The organism is Reyranella sp. (assembly GCF_017305915.1).
GTDB lineage: Bacteria > Pseudomonadota > Alphaproteobacteria > Reyranellales > Reyranellaceae > Reyranella.
The window spans coordinates 55,063-71,056 of the sequence record NZ_JAFKJN010000034.1; the positions used below are offsets into that span (position 1 = coordinate 55,063).

Genomic DNA, 15,994 nt, shown 5'->3' on the forward strand with positions numbered 1-15,994 from the left:
GCTGGGCGTGTACGGAGTCGGGCCCGAGCAAATGGATGAATCCCGCGTCCACAGATCGGTCTGGTACGTTCCAATTGCATGCCTTGTCCGGCGCCCGGTTGACGCCTCACCGCGCGTCCGGTACCTCCACGCGCCCCCGAAGGTTCGAAAAAAGTGCCCGATTCCGTCATTCCTGCTGCGTCCGATGCTGCCCTGGCCGGTCATCCCGCCGGCCTCCGCCGCACTTTCGCCATCATCTCGCATCCCGACGCCGGCAAGACGACGCTCACCGAGAAGCTGCTGCTGTTTGGCGGCGCAATCCATGTCGCGGGCGCGGTCAAGGCGCGCGGCGAGGCCAGGCGCGCGCGCTCGGACTGGATGAAGATCGAGCAGCAGCGCGGCATCTCGGTCACCACCTCGGTGATGCACTTCGAGTACGGCGGCGCGGTCTTCAACCTGCTCGACACGCCGGGCCACGAGGACTTCAGCGAGGACACCTACCGCACCCTGACCGCCGTCGATTCGGCGGTGATGGTGATCGACGCCGCCAAGGGCATCGAGGCGCGCACCCGCAAGCTGTTCGAGATCTGCCGCCTGCGCGACGTGCCGATCGTCACCTTCATCAACAAGATGGACCGCGAGGCCAAGGACCCGATCGAGCTGCTCGACGAGATCGCCTCGACCCTGGCGCTCGACGTCGCGCCGATGACCTGGCCGACCGGCTCGGGACAGGCCTTCAAGGGCACCTACGATCTCGCCAACAGCCGCATGCTGGTGTTCGACAACACCGACAGGAGCCGCATCGGCGAGGTGATCGAGAATTACGAGATCAAGGACGAGCGGCTGGCCGAGGAGGTCGAGCTGGTGCGCATGGGCTATCCGGCGTTCGACATGGAGTCCTATCGCGGCGGCCACCTGACGCCGGTGTTCTTCGGCAGCGCCTACAACAATTTCGGCGTCAAGGAGCTGCTCGACGCGCTGGCCGCCTGGGCACCGCCGCCGCGACCGCAGCCGGCGGAGCCGCGCGCCATCGAGGCGACCGAGCCCAAGGTGTCGGGCTTCGTCTTCAAGGTCCAGGCCAACATGGACCCCAACCACCGCGACCGCATCGCCTTCCTGCGGCTGTGCAGCGGCAGGTTCCGCCGCGGCATGAAGCTGACACAGATGGGCACGTCCAAGGTCTTGTCGGTCAACTCGCCGATCCTGTTCTTCGCTCGCGAGCGCGAGATCGTCGACGAGGCGTGGCCGGGCGACATCATCGGCATCCCCAATCACGGCGTGCTCAGGGTCGGCGACACGCTGACCGAGGGCGAGACGATCAAGATCGTCGGCATCCCCAACTTCGCGCCGGAAATCCTGCGCCGCGTGCGGCTCGAGGACCCGATGAAGTCCAAGCAGCTCAAGCGCGCGCTCGACGATCTGGCCGAGGAGGGCGTGACCCAGGTGTTCCGCCGCGTGATCGGCGGCGACAACATCGTGGGCGTGGTCGGCGAGCTGCAGCTCGACGTGCTCAAGACCCGCGTCGAGGCCGAGTACAACGTCGCCATCGACCTCGAGCCGGCGCCGTTCGAGACGGCGCGCTGGATCTCCGCCGAGACCAAGGCCGATCTCGAGGCCTTCATGTCGGCCAATCGCGGCGGCATGTCGGAAGATCGCGACGGCTCGCCGGTCTTCCTGGCGCGCAATGCCTGGGAGCTCGGCTATATCGCGGAGAAGAGCCCGAAGATCAAATTCTCGGACATCCGCGAACGCTCATAGCTGGCGTGCGGAACCCCGGGCTTTTCGTGCCCGGCGAGGTATGGAAAGCTCAAGGTCCCATTTCCAGAGGCAGCGGGACGGACCATGCACGACATCGTCATCCGGGGCGGCACCATCGTCGACGGCACGGGCGCGCCGGCGATCCAGGGCGACCTCGCCCTCGAGGGCGACAAGATCGTCCAGGTCGGCGGCAAGGCCGGCCCGGCCAAGCGCGAGATCAAGGCCGACGGCCGGCTGGTCACCCCGGGCTGGGTCGATGTCCACACCCACTATGACGGCCAGGCCACCTGGGATCCGGTGCTGGCGCCGTCCTCCTGGCACGGCGCCACGACCATCGTGTTCGGCAATTGCGGCGTCGGCTTCGCCCCCGCCCGGCCGCAGCACCAGAAGGCGCTGATCGAGCTGATGGAGGGCGTGGAGGACATCCCGGGCATCGTGCTGTCCGAGGGCCTCAAGTGGGATTGGGAGAGCTTCCCCGATTACCTCGATGCGCTGGAGCGCCTGCCGCGCACCATCGATATCGGCGCCCAGCTCGCCCACCATCCGCTGCGCGTCTATGCCATGGGCGAGCGCGCGATCGCCCGCGAGCACGCGACCGCCGAGGACATCCAGACCATGGCCCGGCTGGCCGAGGAGGCCCTGGTGGCCGGCGCCGTCGGCTTCACCACCAGCCGCACCGACCAGCACAAGACGCTGGCCGGCGACCTGGTGCCCGGCCGCTATGCCGAGCACGAGGAGCTGATCGCCATCGGCAAGGCGATGGGCCGCGCCGGCCGCGGCACCTTCGGCATGCTCTCCGACTTCGAGGACGAGGCCGCCGAGTTCGGCTGGATGCGCCAGGTCGCCAAGGAGAGCGGCCGGCCCGTCTGGTTCCTGCTCACCGACCGCAGCTACGACCCCGAGCGCTGGCGTCGCCTGATGGACGGCGTCGCCGCCGCCCGCGCCGAGAACCTGCCGATGTTCGCCCAGGTCGCCGGCCGGCCGGTCGGCCTGACTCTGGGCCTCAACACGTCGCTTAATCCCTTCGGGCTGCGCGAGGGCTATGCCGAGTTGGCCAAGCTGCCGCCGGCCGAGATGATGGCCAAGCTGCGCACGCCCGAGGTGCGCCGCCTGATCCTCTCGCAGGAGGCCTCGCCGCGGCTGCTCGAGGTGCTGCCGCCGCTGTCGCGTCAGATCGCGACGCGCTGGGACCGCATGTATCCGCTCGGCGACACGCCGGACTACGAGCCGCCACCGGAGCGCAGCATTGCAGCGCTGGCCGCGCGCGAAGGCGTGACCGCGGCCGAGTATTGCTACGACTACCTGGTCGGTGGCGACAACCGGATGGTCTATTTCCCCGTCACCAACTACGTGCACGGCGATCTCGAGGTGGTGCGCGAGCTGATCGAGCATCCGCACACCATCCTCGGCCTGTCCGACGGCGGCGCGCATTGCGGCGTGATCTGCGACGCCTCGCTCAACACCACGATGCTGGCGCACTGGGTGCGCGACCGCACGCGCGGGCCGCGCCTGCCGCTGGAGTTCGTGGTCCGGCAGATGACCAGCGGGACGGCGGATTTCTACGGCTTCAAGGACCGCGGCCGGCTGCAGCCGGGCAAGAAGGCCGACGTCAACATCATCGACTTCAACGGTCTGCACCTGCATTCGCCGAAGATGATCTTCGACCTGCCGGCCGGCGGCCGCCGCCTGGTCCAGCAGGTCGACGGCTACGACATGACGATCTGCTCGGGCACGCCGATCTTCGAGAAGGGCGAGGAGACCGGCGCGCGCCCCGGCAAGCTGGTGCGCTCGACGGCGTAGTTCCTCCCCATTCAAATGGGGAGGTGTCGGCGTCATACGCCGACGGAGGGGTCATGAGCCCCATCCTCGTTGTCGCCGATGACCCCTCCGTCGCCTCCGCCTTTTCGAACTTCGTTCGAAAAGGCGCAGACGGCGCCACCTCCCCATATGAATGCGGAGGATTATCCCTCTCTCGTTTTACCCCTTCTTCGGCGACCAGCCGTAGGCCTTGGCGCAGGCGCCGCCCATCAGCAGGGCGCGCTCGCTGTCGCTCAGCCGCTTGGTCTCGAGGAACGGCTTCACCGCCTGCTCGTAGTTCACGACCGCGAAAGCGCGTGTCCAGTCGGTGCCCCACAGGCAGCGCTCGAAGCCCCAGGCGTCGAAGATTTTCACCAGCGGGTCCCAGATGTCCGGGAAGGGATAGGGCTGCTGGGAGAGCGTGCAGGCGCCGCTGACCTTGATCACCACGTTCGGCCGCTTGGCGAGCTCCAGCACCTTCGGCAGGTCGGCCCACGGCTGCGGCGGCGCCGGCGGCACGCGCGGCTGCAGCAGGCCGAGATGGTCCAATATGAACCGCGTATTGGGATGGCGGTCGATGAGCTGCATGCCCTCGTCGAGCCGGCCCCAGCACAGGAAGTTGACCGGCAGGTCGTGCTGGACCGCCGCCTTGAGGATCCGGTCGAAGCCGGGATCGGTCGGCGGACGCGGGTTCTCCTCGCGCAGGAAGATGCGGATGCCGACGGCGCCCGGCTGCTTCTTCCAGTCGGCGATGACGTCGGCCACCTTGGGATCGTCCGGATCGACCGGCTTGACGATGGCCATGCGGCCGGGGTGCTTCTTCTGCACCTCGACCGCGTAGCTCGCATCGTACTGATAGAGCGAGAAGGCGGAGATGAAGATCGCGCCGTCGACGCCGACCTTGTCCATCGCCGCGACCATCTCGTCGCCGGTGACGTGCGGCGGCCAGTTCGGCACGTTGGCCCAGGGCCGCTTCGGCGTGTTCGCCTCGTAAGCGTGGACCTGGCTGTCGATGATCGGCATTGGTTTCCTCCTTAAGCCTTCTTGCGCTCCGTCACCGGCAGGGTGACTCCTGCCGCGCGCAGCTTGGTCAGTTCATCGGCCTTCAACCCGAGCAGCTCGCCCAGCGCCGCGTCGGTATCCTGGCCGAGCGTCGGCGCCGGCCGGCGGATCTCCGACTTGCCGCCGGTGTGGAGGCGGATCGCCGAGATCGGCACGCGGGTCTTGCCGCGGCGCGGATGCTCGGTGTCGACCCAGAAGCCGCGCGCCTCGAGATGCGGGTCGTACGCCACCTCGCGCGCCGTCTTCACCGGCGCGCAGGGGATGTGTGCCTCGTTGAGCGCCTGCAGGATCTCTTCTTTCGTCCGGCCGACCGTCCAGGCGCCGACCATGTCGTCGATCTCCGCCATGTGCCGGGCGCGGCCCGGCGTGGTCGCGAACTCCGGGTTCTGCAGCAGGTCCTGGCGGCCCATCATCTCGCACAACGAGACCCAGTGGCGCTCGGCCGAGGTGAAGATCGCGACGTAGCCGTCGCTGCAGCGATAGGTGTTGTACGGCGCTATCGCGAGCGCGGGATGCCGGTTGCCGGTGCGGTCGGGCACGTTCTGGTCGCCGTCCATCACCGCGCCCAGCGCCGAGGCGAGCGAGGTCGCCGCCGCCTCGTGCATCGCCACCTCGACCCGCTGGCCCTTGCCGGTGCGCTCGCGCTGCACCAGCGCGCCGAGGATGCCGGCGCAGAGATGGATGCCCGCGAGGAAATCGCACACCGCGGCGCCCGCCTTGGTCGGCGGCCCGTCGGCGTCGCCGGTGGCGTTGGTGATGCCGCTCATCGCCTGGATGGTGACGTCCATCGCCGCGAGGTCGCGATAGGGACCGTCGAGCCCGAAACCCGAGCTGCCGCCATAGACCAGCCGCGGATTGAGCTTGCTGAGCACGTCCCAGCCCAGGCCGAGGCGGTCCATCACGCCGGCGGCGAAGTTCTCGATCAGCACGTCGGCCTTCTCGACCAGGGCGAGGAAGATCTCCTTGCCGCGCGGCTGCTTGAGGTCGAGCACCACCGACTCCTTGTTGGAGTTCAGCATGACCAGCGGGTAGGGCTCGACCTCGCGCTTGCGGCGGCGCACGACGTCGCCCTCCGGCGGCTCGATCTTGAGCACGCGCGCGCCCATGAAGCTGAGCTGCAGGCCGGCATAGGGCCCGTTGTAGATCTGCCCCAGATCGAGGACGAGGAACCCGTCCAATGGCCGGGTAATCGGCGGGCGGCGGATGGTCATCGCGGTCTCCGTCTCTCGACCTCCTCCCCCGTCATACGGGGGAGGATAGAGGAGGGGGCCGGCATCAAAGCGGGCGTTTCCATTTTCAGATCATGACCTCCTACTGATGAGGGGGTGCGTTGCGGCTTTCCCCCTCCCTACCTGCCCCGTGTGACGGGGGAGGAGATGGCTATGCCGGGTGCACTTTCTTCCAGTGCCTCGCGATGTCGATGCGGCGCGTGACCCAGACGCGCGGCTGGTCGGCGATCCAGTCGAGCACGCGGGCGAGGCCCAGCGCGCGGCCGGGATGGCCGATGATGCGGTTGTGCAGGCCGAAGCTCAGCATGCGCGGCGGGTCTTCCTCCAGCACGCAGGTCACGGCGTTCTTGATGTAGGTCTCGTACTCGTCGCCCGAGGTCATGCCCTGGCGCGCGAAGCGCACGTCGTTGTGCACCACGGAGTAGGGCAGGATGAGCTGCCGCCGCGAGCCGACCTTCAGCCAATAGGGCAGCTCGTCGTCGTAGGTGTCGCTGTCGTATTCGTAGCCGTTGTCGAGCAGCAGGTTCCGCGTGTGCATCGACGGCGCGTAGCGGCTGTACCAGCCGGCCGGGCGCTCGCCGATGGTCTTGGCGATGCTTTCGGTCGCCAGCCTGATCTGCTCGCGCTCGTAGTCCGGCGCCATGTTGGCATGCATCTCCCAGCGGTAGCCGTGGCCCGCGACGTCCCAGCCGGCCTCGCGCATGGCGGCGCAGGCTTCGGGATTACGCTCCAGCGCCTTGGCGATCGCGAACACCGTGCAGGGGAGCTTCCGTTTGGTGAACATGCGGTGCAGGCGCCAGAAGCCGGCGCGGCTGCCGTACTCGAACATGCTCTCGGCGCCGAGGTCGCGGCCCTTCACGGCGGCGGTCGCGCCTTCGGTCAGGCCGGTCTCCGAGGCGGGCGCGCCGTCCGGCACCGACACTTCGCCGCCTTCCTCGTAGTTGATGACGAAATTGACCGCGACATGCGCGCCGCCCGGCCACTTGGGATCGGGCGGATTGCGCCCGTAGCCCACGAAATCGCGGACGCGGCCGGCCTCTTCATCGGTCATTGTCGTTCCTCCCGCCCATCGCCTTTCCCTCGGACCTTATCGCGAACCGGCGGAATGTGCTCTACGCTTGGCGCATGACCGATATCAGGCGAATCGATCCCGGCCCGCGGCTGAGCGAGGCCAGCGTCCACGGCGACCTCATCTACTGTTCCGGCATGATCCCCGAGGACACCGCGCGGGACATCACCGGCCAGGTGAAGCAGGCGCTGGCCGAGATCGATTCGCTGCTCGCCAAAGGCGGCAGCGACAAGACCAGGATTTTGACGGCCATGATCTGGCTCGCCGATATCGCTGATTTCGCCGCCATGAACGCGGTGTGGGACGCTTGGGTCGTGCCCGGCCAGACGCCAGCGCGCGCGACGGTCCAGGCCAGGCTGAACGACCCGAAGATGAAGGTCGAGATCATGGTTGTGGCCGCCCGGTAGCGGACCTACCCTCGCGCTGTCTGCGGCGAGGAGGTTCCCATGAGCGTCAGCAAGGGAGTCGTCGTACCGCCGGGTGGCGGAAAGCATCTCGAGGAAGCGTCGGGCCAGGTCATGTCCATGAAGCTGTTCGGCCGCGAGACCGGGCAGAGCGTCACCCTGTTCGAGCAGGCGGTGCCGGCCGGCAGCAAGAACAGCTGGCTCCATCTGCACCGCGACAGCGACGAGGTCGCCTGGGTGCTCGAAGGCGAGTTCACCTTCAAGATCGGCGAGGAGATCGTGACCGGCGGGCCGGGCACCTGTGCCTTCATGCCGCGCAACGTGCCGCACGCCTGGAAGAACAGCGGCAGCACGCCGGGGCGCGTCGTGTTCCTGTATACGCCGGCCGGCGCCGGTCGGTTCGTCGAGGAGATGCTCGAGCATCCGCCCCAAGGCGAGCTCAAGAAGCGGCTGGAGGAAGCCGGCTGGGAAGTCCTCGGCCCCAGCCCGCTCTGAGACGCGAAGGAGGTTGCGCATGACCAGAGGGTTCGTCGTACCCGCGGGCGGCGGGAAGCATTGCGAGGGTTCGCCCGGCCGCTTCTTCGATCTGAAGCTGCTCGTCGGCCAGACCGGCGAGAGCATCATGCTGTTCGAGGAAACCATGCCGGCCGGCACCAGCAGCACGCACCACCTGCATTACGACAGCGACGAGGTCGTCTGGGTGCTGGAGGGCGAGTTCACCTTCAAGATCGGCAACGAGGTGTTCTCCGGCGGCCCCGGCACCTGCGCCTTCCTGCCGCGCAAGGTGCCGCACGCCTGGAAGAACAATGGCCCCGGCACGGGCCGCGCGCTGTTCCTCTACACGCCGGGCGGTGCCGGGCGGTACATCGAGGAGAGGTTCGAGCACCCTGAACCGATGAGCGAGGCCGACCGCGACCGCGAGCGTGCGCGTCACGGCTGGGAGATGCTCGGCCCCAATCCGCTTCCTTAAGGGTGCGGGCCCCACGGGGCGGCGTGCAGCAGCTTGACCTCCTGCGTCATCACCAGCGGGCGGAACTTCGATGCGAAGCCTTCGGTGAAGTCCTTGTTGGCGAACACCGCGGCCCAGTGCGCGCGGCGGCCGGCATCGTCGTCGAATTTCCAGAGGTGGACGATCTGGTTGATCGTGCCGGTGTCGCCCTGGAAGTAGCCGATCAGGTGCTTGGAATGGCCGCCCTTCTCGAGCGCCGGGAAGCCCAGCTCCTGGTAGAGCTTGGTGGCCTCGGCCATCTTGCCGACGTAGAGCGTATAGGTGCGCAGTTCATAGAGTGCCATATGCTTTCCCTCTCTGCTAAGGTCCGGCGCCCATTTGAGGGAGAAGAGACGATGGCAATCAAGCGAGTCAACGCGGGTCCCCGCATGTCGAGCGCCGTGGTGCACGGCAACACGGTCTACCTGGCCGGCCTCACCGCCGACGATACCAAGGCCGACGTGAAGGGCCAGACCAAGCAGATCCTCGACAAGATCGACAAATTCCTGAAGGAGGCCGGCACCGACAAGTCGAAGATCCTGTCGGCCAACATCTGGCTGACCGACATCGGCACCTGGAGCCAGATGAACGAGGTGTGGGACGTCTGGGTTTCGCCCGGCAATTCGCCCGCCCGCGCGACCGTCGAGGCCAAGCTCGCCAACCCCGCGCTCAAGGTCGAGATCATGGTGCAGGCGGCGATCTGACCGCTGCATCTGCTGCAACGCGAAGGGCCGGCGATCGCCGGCCCTTTTTCGTTTCAGTGTGCCGATGGGCCGAACGTGTAGACCACGCTCGCCAGGACCGCGAAGTTGTTGTTGGGGTAGGAGCCCGCGATGGTGCCCGAGACCGGGACCGTGGCGTTCGGCAGGTTGAACCCGTTGTTGAAGGTCGGATTGAGCGTGCCGTAGTAGCGGCCGTCGAGATTGAGGCGCAGGTTCGGCGTGACCTTGTAGCCGGCGCCGACGATCGCCTGGTAGGCGAATTCGATGTCGCTGCTGCGGGTCAGCGGACCGAGGCGCGTGTCGATGAAGGCAAGGCCCGCGCCGGCGCCGACATAGGGCGTGAAGGCGTCGTGGGCGAAGAAGTCGTAGTAGAGATTGGCCATCACCGAGGTCTGCTGCACCTCGGTCACGCTGTTCACGCGCAGGGTGCCGACGCCGCTGATCGGAAAGGCGCCGTTCGCGGTGCCCTTGTTGTCGCGATAGAGCGCCTCGAGCTCCACCCGCGGCCCGACGAAGTCGTAGCCGACGAAGCCGCCCGCGGCCCATCCGGTGTCGAAACGGGCATTGTTCGTCCCGCTGAGCTGGCCTGTCCCGAAGCCCACGACCGACGCGACGCCGTTGACGTTGGCGGCGCTGTCGAGCAGCCAGCTCGCGCCGCCGCGCGCGCCGACATAGAAGCCGTCGAGATTTTGCGCGCGCGCGGCGAGCGGCACGGCGGCCAGCGCGACCGTCGCGATAAGAACACTCTTCATGTCGACTTGATCTCCCCCAAGCACTGGCGGCGACGCTACCTCGATGCTCGCGTCGACGCACGCAAAGGGAGCGCACAGCACATGCACCCGCGTTCAATGTGCAAGGCCGAGTGCGCCTTTCCCAGCCTGTGCATAACGCGTTCTGCGCGCGCTCATTATGGGCAATGGACCGCGAATCGGAGGTTGGATTCCTTGGCTTTTTTCCGCGGCCAATGCCCGTATTAGGAGACTGATGCGAGCAGGTTTACGAGTAGAGACGATGCAAGCTCACGTCTCCATAAGCCCAAGCCACCGATCGCGGGCCTGCGCCACGAAATCGGTGAGGTTGGTCAAAAACCGTGAAAACGGTCGAAAACGGCGCGCGTCGAGGCCTGCCGGACAGGTCCTAGTTGATCGGGCCGATGATCTTGCCCGGGTTCATGATGTTGTCGGGGTCGAGCGCCTTCTTGATCGAGCGCATCAGCGACATCGCCTCGCCGTGCTCCTCGTAGAGGAACTTGATCTTGCCCATGCCGACGCCGTGCTCGCCGGTGCAGGTGCCGCCCAGCGCCAGCGCGCGCGCCACCATGCGGTCGTTCAGCGCCTCGGCCTTAGGCAGGTACGTCGGATCGTCCGGGTCGACCATCATGGTGAGATGGAAGTTGCCGTCGCCGACGTGACCGACGATCGGTGCGTAGAGGCCGTTGGCCTGGATGTCCTTCTGCGTCTCGAGGATGCATTCGGCGAGCCGGCTGATCGGCACGCACACATCCGTCGCCCACATGCCCCAACCCGGCTTGTAGGCCTTGGCCGCCCACGCCGCATCGTGGCGCGCCTGCCACATCTTGGTCCGCTCCTCGGCCTGGTTGGTCCAGGCGAAATCGCCGCCGCCATGCTCGGCCGCGATCGCCTGCACCATCTCGGCCTGTTCCCTGGTGCTGGCCTCGGTGCCGTGGAACTCCAGCAGCAGCAGGTTCTTCTGCGGCAGGGTGAGCTTGGAATACTTGTTCACCGTGTCGACGGTGTAGGTGTCCATCAGCTCGATGCGCGCCACCGGAATGCCCGACTGGATGGTCTGGATCACCGCGTTGACCGCGCCCTCCAGCGTCTCGAAGGCGCAGGTCGCGGCGACCGTCGATTCGGGGATGCCGTAAAGGCGCAGCGTGATCTCGGTGATGACGCCCAGCGTGCCCTCGGAGCCGACGAACAGCTTCACCAGGTCGTAGCCCGCGCTCGACTTGCGCGAGCGGCGGCCGAGCTGCATCAGCCGGCCGTCGGCGGTGACGACCTGCAGCGACAGCACGTTCTCGCGCATCGTGCCGTAGCGCACGGCGTTGGTGCCGGAGGCGCGCGTGCTGGTCATGCCGCCCAGCGAGGCGTCGGCGCCGGGATCGATCGGGAAGAACAGGCCGGTCGCGCGCAGGTACTCGTTGAGCTGCTTGCGGGTGACGCCGGGCTGCACCACGACGTCGAGGTCGGCTTCGTTGACCCGCAGCACCTTGTTCATGCGGCTGACGTCGAGCGAGATGCCGCCGTTGGGGGCGCTGATGTGGCCTTCGAGCGAGGTGCCGGTGCCGAACGGGATGATTGGCGTCTTGTACCTGGCGCAGAGCTGGACGATCGCCTGCACCTCCTCGGCCGATTCGGCGAACACCACGGCGTCGGGCAGGTGGGCCTCGTGATAGGAGATGTCCTTGCCATGCTGCTCGCGCACCGCGTGGGCGGTGGTGACCCGGTCGCCGTACTGGCGCTTCAGCTCGGCAATGGTCTCGTCGACGTGCGGGGGGCGTGCCTGGGCCGTTACGGCCATCTGCGAACTCCTAGAATTGACCGCTTGGATACGCTCAAATGCGGTCAAAGCCAACCCGAGGGGGAACGTCCAAATGCGCGATGTCTACGTCGTCGGCAGCTACACCACGACCTTCAAGAAGCACCCCGGCATGAGCTTCGGGGATCTGGCGCGCGAGGCCTATCTCGGCAGCCTGCAGGATGCCGGCATGAAGACCGGCGCCGACATCGAAGCGGGCTGGCTGGGCAATTGCGGCATGGCCTTCTGGGGCCAGAACTCGATCCGCGGCCAAGCGCTGTTCCAGCCGCTGGTCGAGGAGGGGCTGTTTCCCGAGCGGGTGCCGATGTTCAACGTCGAGAATGCCTGCGCCACCGCCTCGACCGCCTTCATGGGCGCCTGGAAGGACATCCTGGCCGGCACCCACGAGCTCTCGTTCTGCATCGGCATCGAGAAGCTGTTCTCGCCGGAGGCGCCGGAGCGGACCTCGAACCTGTTCAACCAGGGCTACATCACCAGCCAGCACGAGCGGCTGGTCGCCGAGATGGATCGCGTGGGCAAGATGGTCGGCTCGGCGTTCAAGCCGGGCGACGACCGCACCATCTTCATGGACACCTACGCCATGCAGGCCAAGTGGCACATGTGGAAGTACGGCACGACGCAGGCGCAGATCGCGGTCGGCGCCGCCAAGAACCACAATTACGGCGCGCTCAACGACAAGGCGCAGTATCGCTTCCAGATGACGCCGCAGGCGGTGCTCGAGGACCGGCCGGTCTCCTATCCGCTGACCCGCGCCATGTGCGCGCCGATCGGCGACGGGGCCGCGGCCGCGCTGCTGTGCTCGAAGGAATATCTCGAGAAGCTGCCGCGGTCGGTGAAGGACCGCGCGATCAGGATCGCCGGCGTCGGCTTCTCCGGCGGCAAGTACCGCTCGCTCGACGAGCCCGGCCTGACGCGCGCGGCCTCCGACAAGGCCTACAAGATGGCAGGCCTCGGGCCGCAGGATATCGACGTCGCCGAGGTCCACGACGCCACCAGCTTCTGCGAGATCTACCAGTGCGAGATGCTGCGTTTCTGCCCCGAAGGCGAGGGCGGCAAGTTCATCGAATCGGGCGCCACCGGCCCCGATGGCAAGCTGCCGGTCAACACGTCGGGCGGCCTGGTCTCCAAGGGCCATCCGGTCGGCGCCACCGGCCTCTCGATGCTGGCCGAGCTCGCGCTGCAGCTTCGCGGCGAGGCCGGCCCGCGCCAGGTCAAGGGCGCCGAGATCGCTTTGGCCGAGAACGGCGGCGGCGTGATCGGCATGGAGGAGGCGGTGGCCTCCGTCGTGATTCTGCAAAAGACCTGACGTTGTTCACAAATTGAGAACATGCTAGATTTCGATCGTGCAGATCATTGCCAAGCGGACGCTCCGGGAGTTCTGGCTTCGCCATCCCGCTGCGGAGACACCGCTCAAGCTCTGGTATGCGCGCGCCGCGCGGGCTCGCTGGCTGCGGCCGAGCGACCTTCGGGCCCAATTCGGTTCTACGGTCGACTTCGTGCCGGGTAATCGCGCGATCTTCGACATTGGCGGAAACAAGTATCGGCTGATCGTGAAGATCGACTATTCGGTCGGCCTGATCCTGGTCAGATTCATCGGCCTTCATTCGGCCTACGATCGGATCGATCCAGCGACCATATAGGAGTGCCATGTCCCTCAAGCCCATTCGCACACGCACCGACCATGCTCGCGCCCTCGAGGAGATCGAACGGCTGATGGGCGCTAAGCGTGGATCGCCGCAGGCCGACCGGCTGGAAGTTCTTGCAGCCTTGGTGGCCGCCTATGAAGCGGCGCACGATCCGATCGAGCTACCCGAGCCCATCGAGGCGATCGAGGCGCACATGGACGAGCGTGGCCTGGATCAGGCTGACCTGGCCCGCCTGTTGGGGTCTCGATCTCTCGCGTCTGCGATCCTCAACCGCAAGCGAGCCTTGTCACTTTCCATCATCCGCAAGCTTTCCGGCGCTTGGGACATTCCAACCGATATTCTCGTTCAGCCCTACAAGCTGACCGGGTATCGATCACGAAGGGCCGCTTAGGGCGCAGTGCAGGAGAAAAATGAAATGACCATCCGTTTCGACAACCGCGTTGCCATCGTGACCGGCGCGGGCAACGGGCTGGGCCGCTCGCATGCGATGCTGCTGGCCAGCCGCGGCGCCAGGGTGGTGGTGAACGATCCGGGCGGCGCGGTCGACGGCAAAGGAGGCGACCATGCCGCCGCCGACAAAGTCGTGGCCGAGATCAAGGCGGCCGGCGGCCAGGCGGTGCCGAACTACGATTCGGTCGCCGATCCGAAGGGCGCCGCCAACATCGTCAAGACCGCGGTCGATTCGTTCGGCACCGTAGACATCGTCGTGAACAACGCCGGCGTCCTGCGCGACAAGACCTTCCACAACATGACGATCGAGGATTTCGACTTCGTCGTGAAAGTCCATTTCCTCGGTACGGCTTACGTCACCCATGCGGCCTGGCCGATCCTGCGGGCCAAGGCCTATGGCCGCGTCGTCGTGACCTCGTCGAATTCCGGCATTTACGGCAATTTCGGCCAGTCCAACTACGGCGGCGCCAAGCTCGCGGTCGTCGGCTTCATGAATGCGCTGCGGCTCGAGGGCCAGAAGTACAACGTCTTCGTGAATGCCCTCGCGCCGGTTGCGGGCACCCGCATGACCGAGAGCCTGATGACCCCGGAGGTATTGGCCAAGCTCAGGCCCGAGTTCGTCTCGCCGATGGTCGCCTATCTGTGCAGCGACCAGTGCCAGCGCACCGGCGAGATCTGGAGCGCCGGCGCCGGCTACTTCGCGCGCATCGAGTACCGCGAGGCGCCGGGCTTGCGAATCACAGGTCGCGCCCCAACCTTGGAGGATGTCGCCGACAACATCGACCGAATCGCCGACCTTTCAACCAATACGGTCTTCCGAACCTCCTCCGAAGAGGTCGCGGCTGTGGTCGGCGGTGCCTGACGTCGTCGCCCCGTCGGCGGACAGCGCCCGGTTGCGGCCGATCCTCGACTGGATCGTGGCCGAGGGCCGGCTCGAGCCCGACCTCGGCCGCTTCGTCGACCGGCTGATGAGCCGCGCCGTCGCCGCCGGCGTGCCGATCTGGCGCTTCTATATCGGCCTGCAGTTGGTGCATCCGCAGATGGTGGCGACCGGCGTGCTGTGGCGGCGCGGCAAGGGTTACGAGGAAGTGCCGCGCCTGCACGGCGTGCTCAGCAGCCCGGCCTATATCGGCAGCCCGATGCAGGAGGTCCGCGACGCCGGCGGGCCGGTGCGCTACTGCCTGAACGACCTTCCCGAGGACGCCCACACGGTGCTGCACGAGCTGAAGGCGGGCGGCGGGGTCGACTACATCGGCTTCCCGGTGCGGCTGAGCCGCCAGGGCTCGATCCCGGTGGCGTCCTTCGCCACCGACCAGAAGGGTGGCTTCAGCGAGCAGGACGTCGCCGACTTGCGGCGCCTGGTCGACATGATGGGCGCGGAGGCCGAGATCTTCATCTATCGCAACATCGCCGAGACCGTGACCGACACCTATCTCGGCCACATCGTCGGCGAGCAGATCCTGCGCGGCCTGATCAAGCGCGGCGACGGGCAGGAGATCAACGCCGTGCTGTGGTTCTCCGACCTGCGCGACTTCACCGGCCTCAACGAGCGCATGAACGCGCCCGACCTGCTCGAGCTGCTCAACAATTACCTGCAGCTCGTCGGCGATGCGCTCAAGGCGCATGGCGGCGAGATCCTGAAGTTCATCGGCGACGGCGTGATGGCCTACTTCCCGGCCGAGGACGCGCTGTTCCTGCCGATGGTCACCGACAATGCCATCGCCGCCGCGCGCCAGCTGGTCGACGACATCGAGGCCGCCAACGAGGCGCGCGCGACCGGCGGCCTCGATCCGGTGCGCTTCGGCATCGGCCTGCATGTCGGGCCGGTGACCTTCGGCAATATCGGCACCGAGGAGCGGCTCGACTTCACCGTCATCGGTCCCGCCGTGAACCGCGCGGCGCGGCTGGAGGGCCTGACCAAGCAGCTCGGCGTGCCCATCCTCGCCTCGGCCGAGTTCAACGCCGCCAGCACCATTGCCCTGAAGTCGCTCGGCAAGCACGAGCTGCGCGGCGTGCCGCAGCCGGTCGAGGTCTTCACGCTGCCCTGAGGGGGCGGCGTCGCTAGAGCACATTCCGTCCGGCTGGAATCAGCCGGACGGAATGTGCCTGCCGCAACAGGCATCCCGGTGCGCGCGTTTCCGGTTAGATGGAGCCGCGCGCGGCTCCATCTAACCGGAAACCGCTCTAGCCCGGATATCTCACAGGAAGAGGTGCATCGGAGCGCGGGTTCTGAGAAAGTTGTTTTGCAACAACGACCGTCTCACTCCCAAAGGAATGCTCCGATGCCCACAGAGTGTATCGCGGACCTGTTCGGATTTGAAGCCGTAGAAG

Annotated in this window: 17 protein-coding genes; 11 read left to right on the forward strand and 6 right to left on the reverse strand. The window is 66.9% G+C overall.

Annotated features, from left to right (window positions below):
- Positions 1-168: 168 nt before the first annotated feature.
- Together J0J01_RS28240 and J0J01_RS28245 are read left to right on the forward strand one after the other, a co-directional pair.
- Complete coding sequence (locus J0J01_RS28240; RefSeq protein ID WP_296386974.1) at positions 169-1,737, forward strand: peptide chain release factor 3; 1,569 nt, start codon at positions 169-171, stop codon at positions 1,735-1,737.
- A gap of 84 nt (positions 1,738-1,821) precedes the next feature.
- Complete coding sequence (locus J0J01_RS28245) at positions 1,822-3,537, forward strand: amidohydrolase family protein (protein WP_296386940.1); 1,716 nt, start codon at positions 1,822-1,824, stop codon at positions 3,535-3,537.
- Positions 3,538-3,714: 177 nt separating this feature from the next.
- Here the strand turns inward: J0J01_RS28245 and J0J01_RS28250 are convergent, their stop codons facing one another.
- From J0J01_RS28250 to J0J01_RS28260, 3 genes are all read right to left on the reverse strand, one after another.
- The gene (locus J0J01_RS28250; RefSeq protein WP_296386942.1) at positions 3,715-4,557 is read right to left on the reverse strand and encodes an amidohydrolase family protein; all 843 of its coding nucleotides are present in this window, start codon (positions 4,555-4,557) and stop codon (positions 3,715-3,717) included.
- A gap of 11 nt (positions 4,558-4,568) precedes the next feature.
- Entirely contained in the window at positions 4,569-5,807 is a 1,239-nt protein-coding gene (locus J0J01_RS28255; protein ID WP_296386944.1) for a CoA transferase, read from the reverse strand.
- A 169-nt stretch (positions 5,808-5,976) separates the two neighbouring features.
- The gene (locus J0J01_RS28260; RefSeq protein ID WP_296386946.1) at positions 5,977-6,876 is read right to left on the reverse strand and encodes a polysaccharide deacetylase family protein; all 900 of its coding nucleotides are present in this window, start codon (positions 6,874-6,876) and stop codon (positions 5,977-5,979) included.
- A 74-nt stretch (positions 6,877-6,950) separates the two neighbouring features.
- Between J0J01_RS28260 and J0J01_RS28265 the strand changes: the two genes are divergently transcribed.
- Genes J0J01_RS28265 through J0J01_RS28275 form a run of 3 tightly spaced genes read left to right on the forward strand, consistent with a single transcriptional unit; the run spans position 6,951 to position 8,268 of the window.
- Complete coding sequence (locus tag J0J01_RS28265) at positions 6,951-7,301, forward strand: RidA family protein (RefSeq protein ID WP_296386947.1); 351 nt, start codon at positions 6,951-6,953, stop codon at positions 7,299-7,301.
- A gap of 39 nt (positions 7,302-7,340) precedes the next feature.
- Complete coding sequence (locus tag J0J01_RS28270) at positions 7,341-7,793, forward strand: cupin domain-containing protein (protein ID WP_296386949.1); 453 nt, start codon at positions 7,341-7,343, stop codon at positions 7,791-7,793.
- A gap of 19 nt (positions 7,794-7,812) precedes the next feature.
- Entirely contained in the window at positions 7,813-8,268 is a 456-nt protein-coding gene (locus J0J01_RS28275; RefSeq protein ID WP_296386951.1) for a cupin domain-containing protein, read from the forward strand.
- On the opposite strand, the gene J0J01_RS28280 is transcribed toward J0J01_RS28275, so the two are convergent.
- Positions 8,265-8,591, reverse strand: a complete 327-nt coding sequence (locus tag J0J01_RS28280) for an NIPSNAP family protein (protein ID WP_296386952.1) — start codon at positions 8,589-8,591, stop codon at positions 8,265-8,267. The genes J0J01_RS28275 and J0J01_RS28280 overlap by 4 nt on opposite strands.
- Before the next feature lie 51 nt (positions 8,592-8,642).
- Here J0J01_RS28280 and J0J01_RS28285 point away from each other — a divergent pair, with 51 nt between their 5' ends.
- Positions 8,643-8,990 (forward strand): RidA family protein, encoded by a 348-nt coding sequence (locus tag J0J01_RS28285; protein ID WP_296386954.1) that lies wholly within the window; start codon positions 8,643-8,645, stop codon positions 8,988-8,990.
- Between the two features lie 53 nt (positions 8,991-9,043).
- Here J0J01_RS28285 and J0J01_RS28290 read toward each other — a convergent pair whose 3' ends face one another.
- Together J0J01_RS28290 and J0J01_RS28295 are read right to left on the reverse strand one after the other, a co-directional pair.
- Complete coding sequence (locus tag J0J01_RS28290) at positions 9,044-9,760, reverse strand: P44/Msp2 family outer membrane protein (RefSeq protein WP_296386956.1); 717 nt, start codon at positions 9,758-9,760, stop codon at positions 9,044-9,046.
- Positions 9,761-10,145: 385 nt separating this feature from the next.
- A complete protein-coding gene (locus J0J01_RS28295; RefSeq protein ID WP_296386958.1) occupies positions 10,146-11,549 on the reverse strand; it encodes an FAD-linked oxidase C-terminal domain-containing protein in 1,404 nt (467 codons plus the stop codon).
- 73 nt (positions 11,550-11,622) lie between these two features.
- Here J0J01_RS28295 and J0J01_RS28300 point away from each other — a divergent pair, with 73 nt between their 5' ends.
- Genes J0J01_RS28300 through J0J01_RS28320 form a run of 5 tightly spaced genes read left to right on the forward strand, consistent with a single transcriptional unit; the run spans position 11,623 to position 15,711 of the window.
- Positions 11,623-12,873, forward strand: coding sequence for a thiolase family protein (locus tag J0J01_RS28300; protein WP_296386960.1), 1,251 nt, complete (start codon positions 11,623-11,625; stop codon positions 12,871-12,873).
- A gap of 37 nt (positions 12,874-12,910) precedes the next feature.
- The gene (locus J0J01_RS28305; protein WP_296386962.1) at positions 12,911-13,207 is read left to right on the forward strand and encodes a type II toxin-antitoxin system HigB family toxin; all 297 of its coding nucleotides are present in this window, start codon (positions 12,911-12,913) and stop codon (positions 13,205-13,207) included.
- 7 nt (positions 13,208-13,214) lie between these two features.
- Positions 13,215-13,604, forward strand: a complete 390-nt coding sequence (locus J0J01_RS28310) for a helix-turn-helix domain-containing protein (RefSeq protein WP_296386965.1) — start codon at positions 13,215-13,217, stop codon at positions 13,602-13,604.
- Positions 13,605-13,628: 24 nt separating this feature from the next.
- Entirely contained in the window at positions 13,629-14,525 is an 897-nt protein-coding gene (locus J0J01_RS28315; RefSeq protein WP_296386967.1) for an SDR family oxidoreductase, read from the forward strand.
- Positions 14,518-15,711: an adenylate/guanylate cyclase domain-containing protein gene (locus J0J01_RS28320; protein WP_296386968.1), complete on the forward strand. Its 1,194-nt coding sequence runs from the start codon at positions 14,518-14,520 to the stop codon at positions 15,709-15,711. Before J0J01_RS28315 ends, J0J01_RS28320 begins: the two co-directional genes overlap by 8 nt.
- Positions 15,712-15,994: the final 283 nt, after the last annotated feature.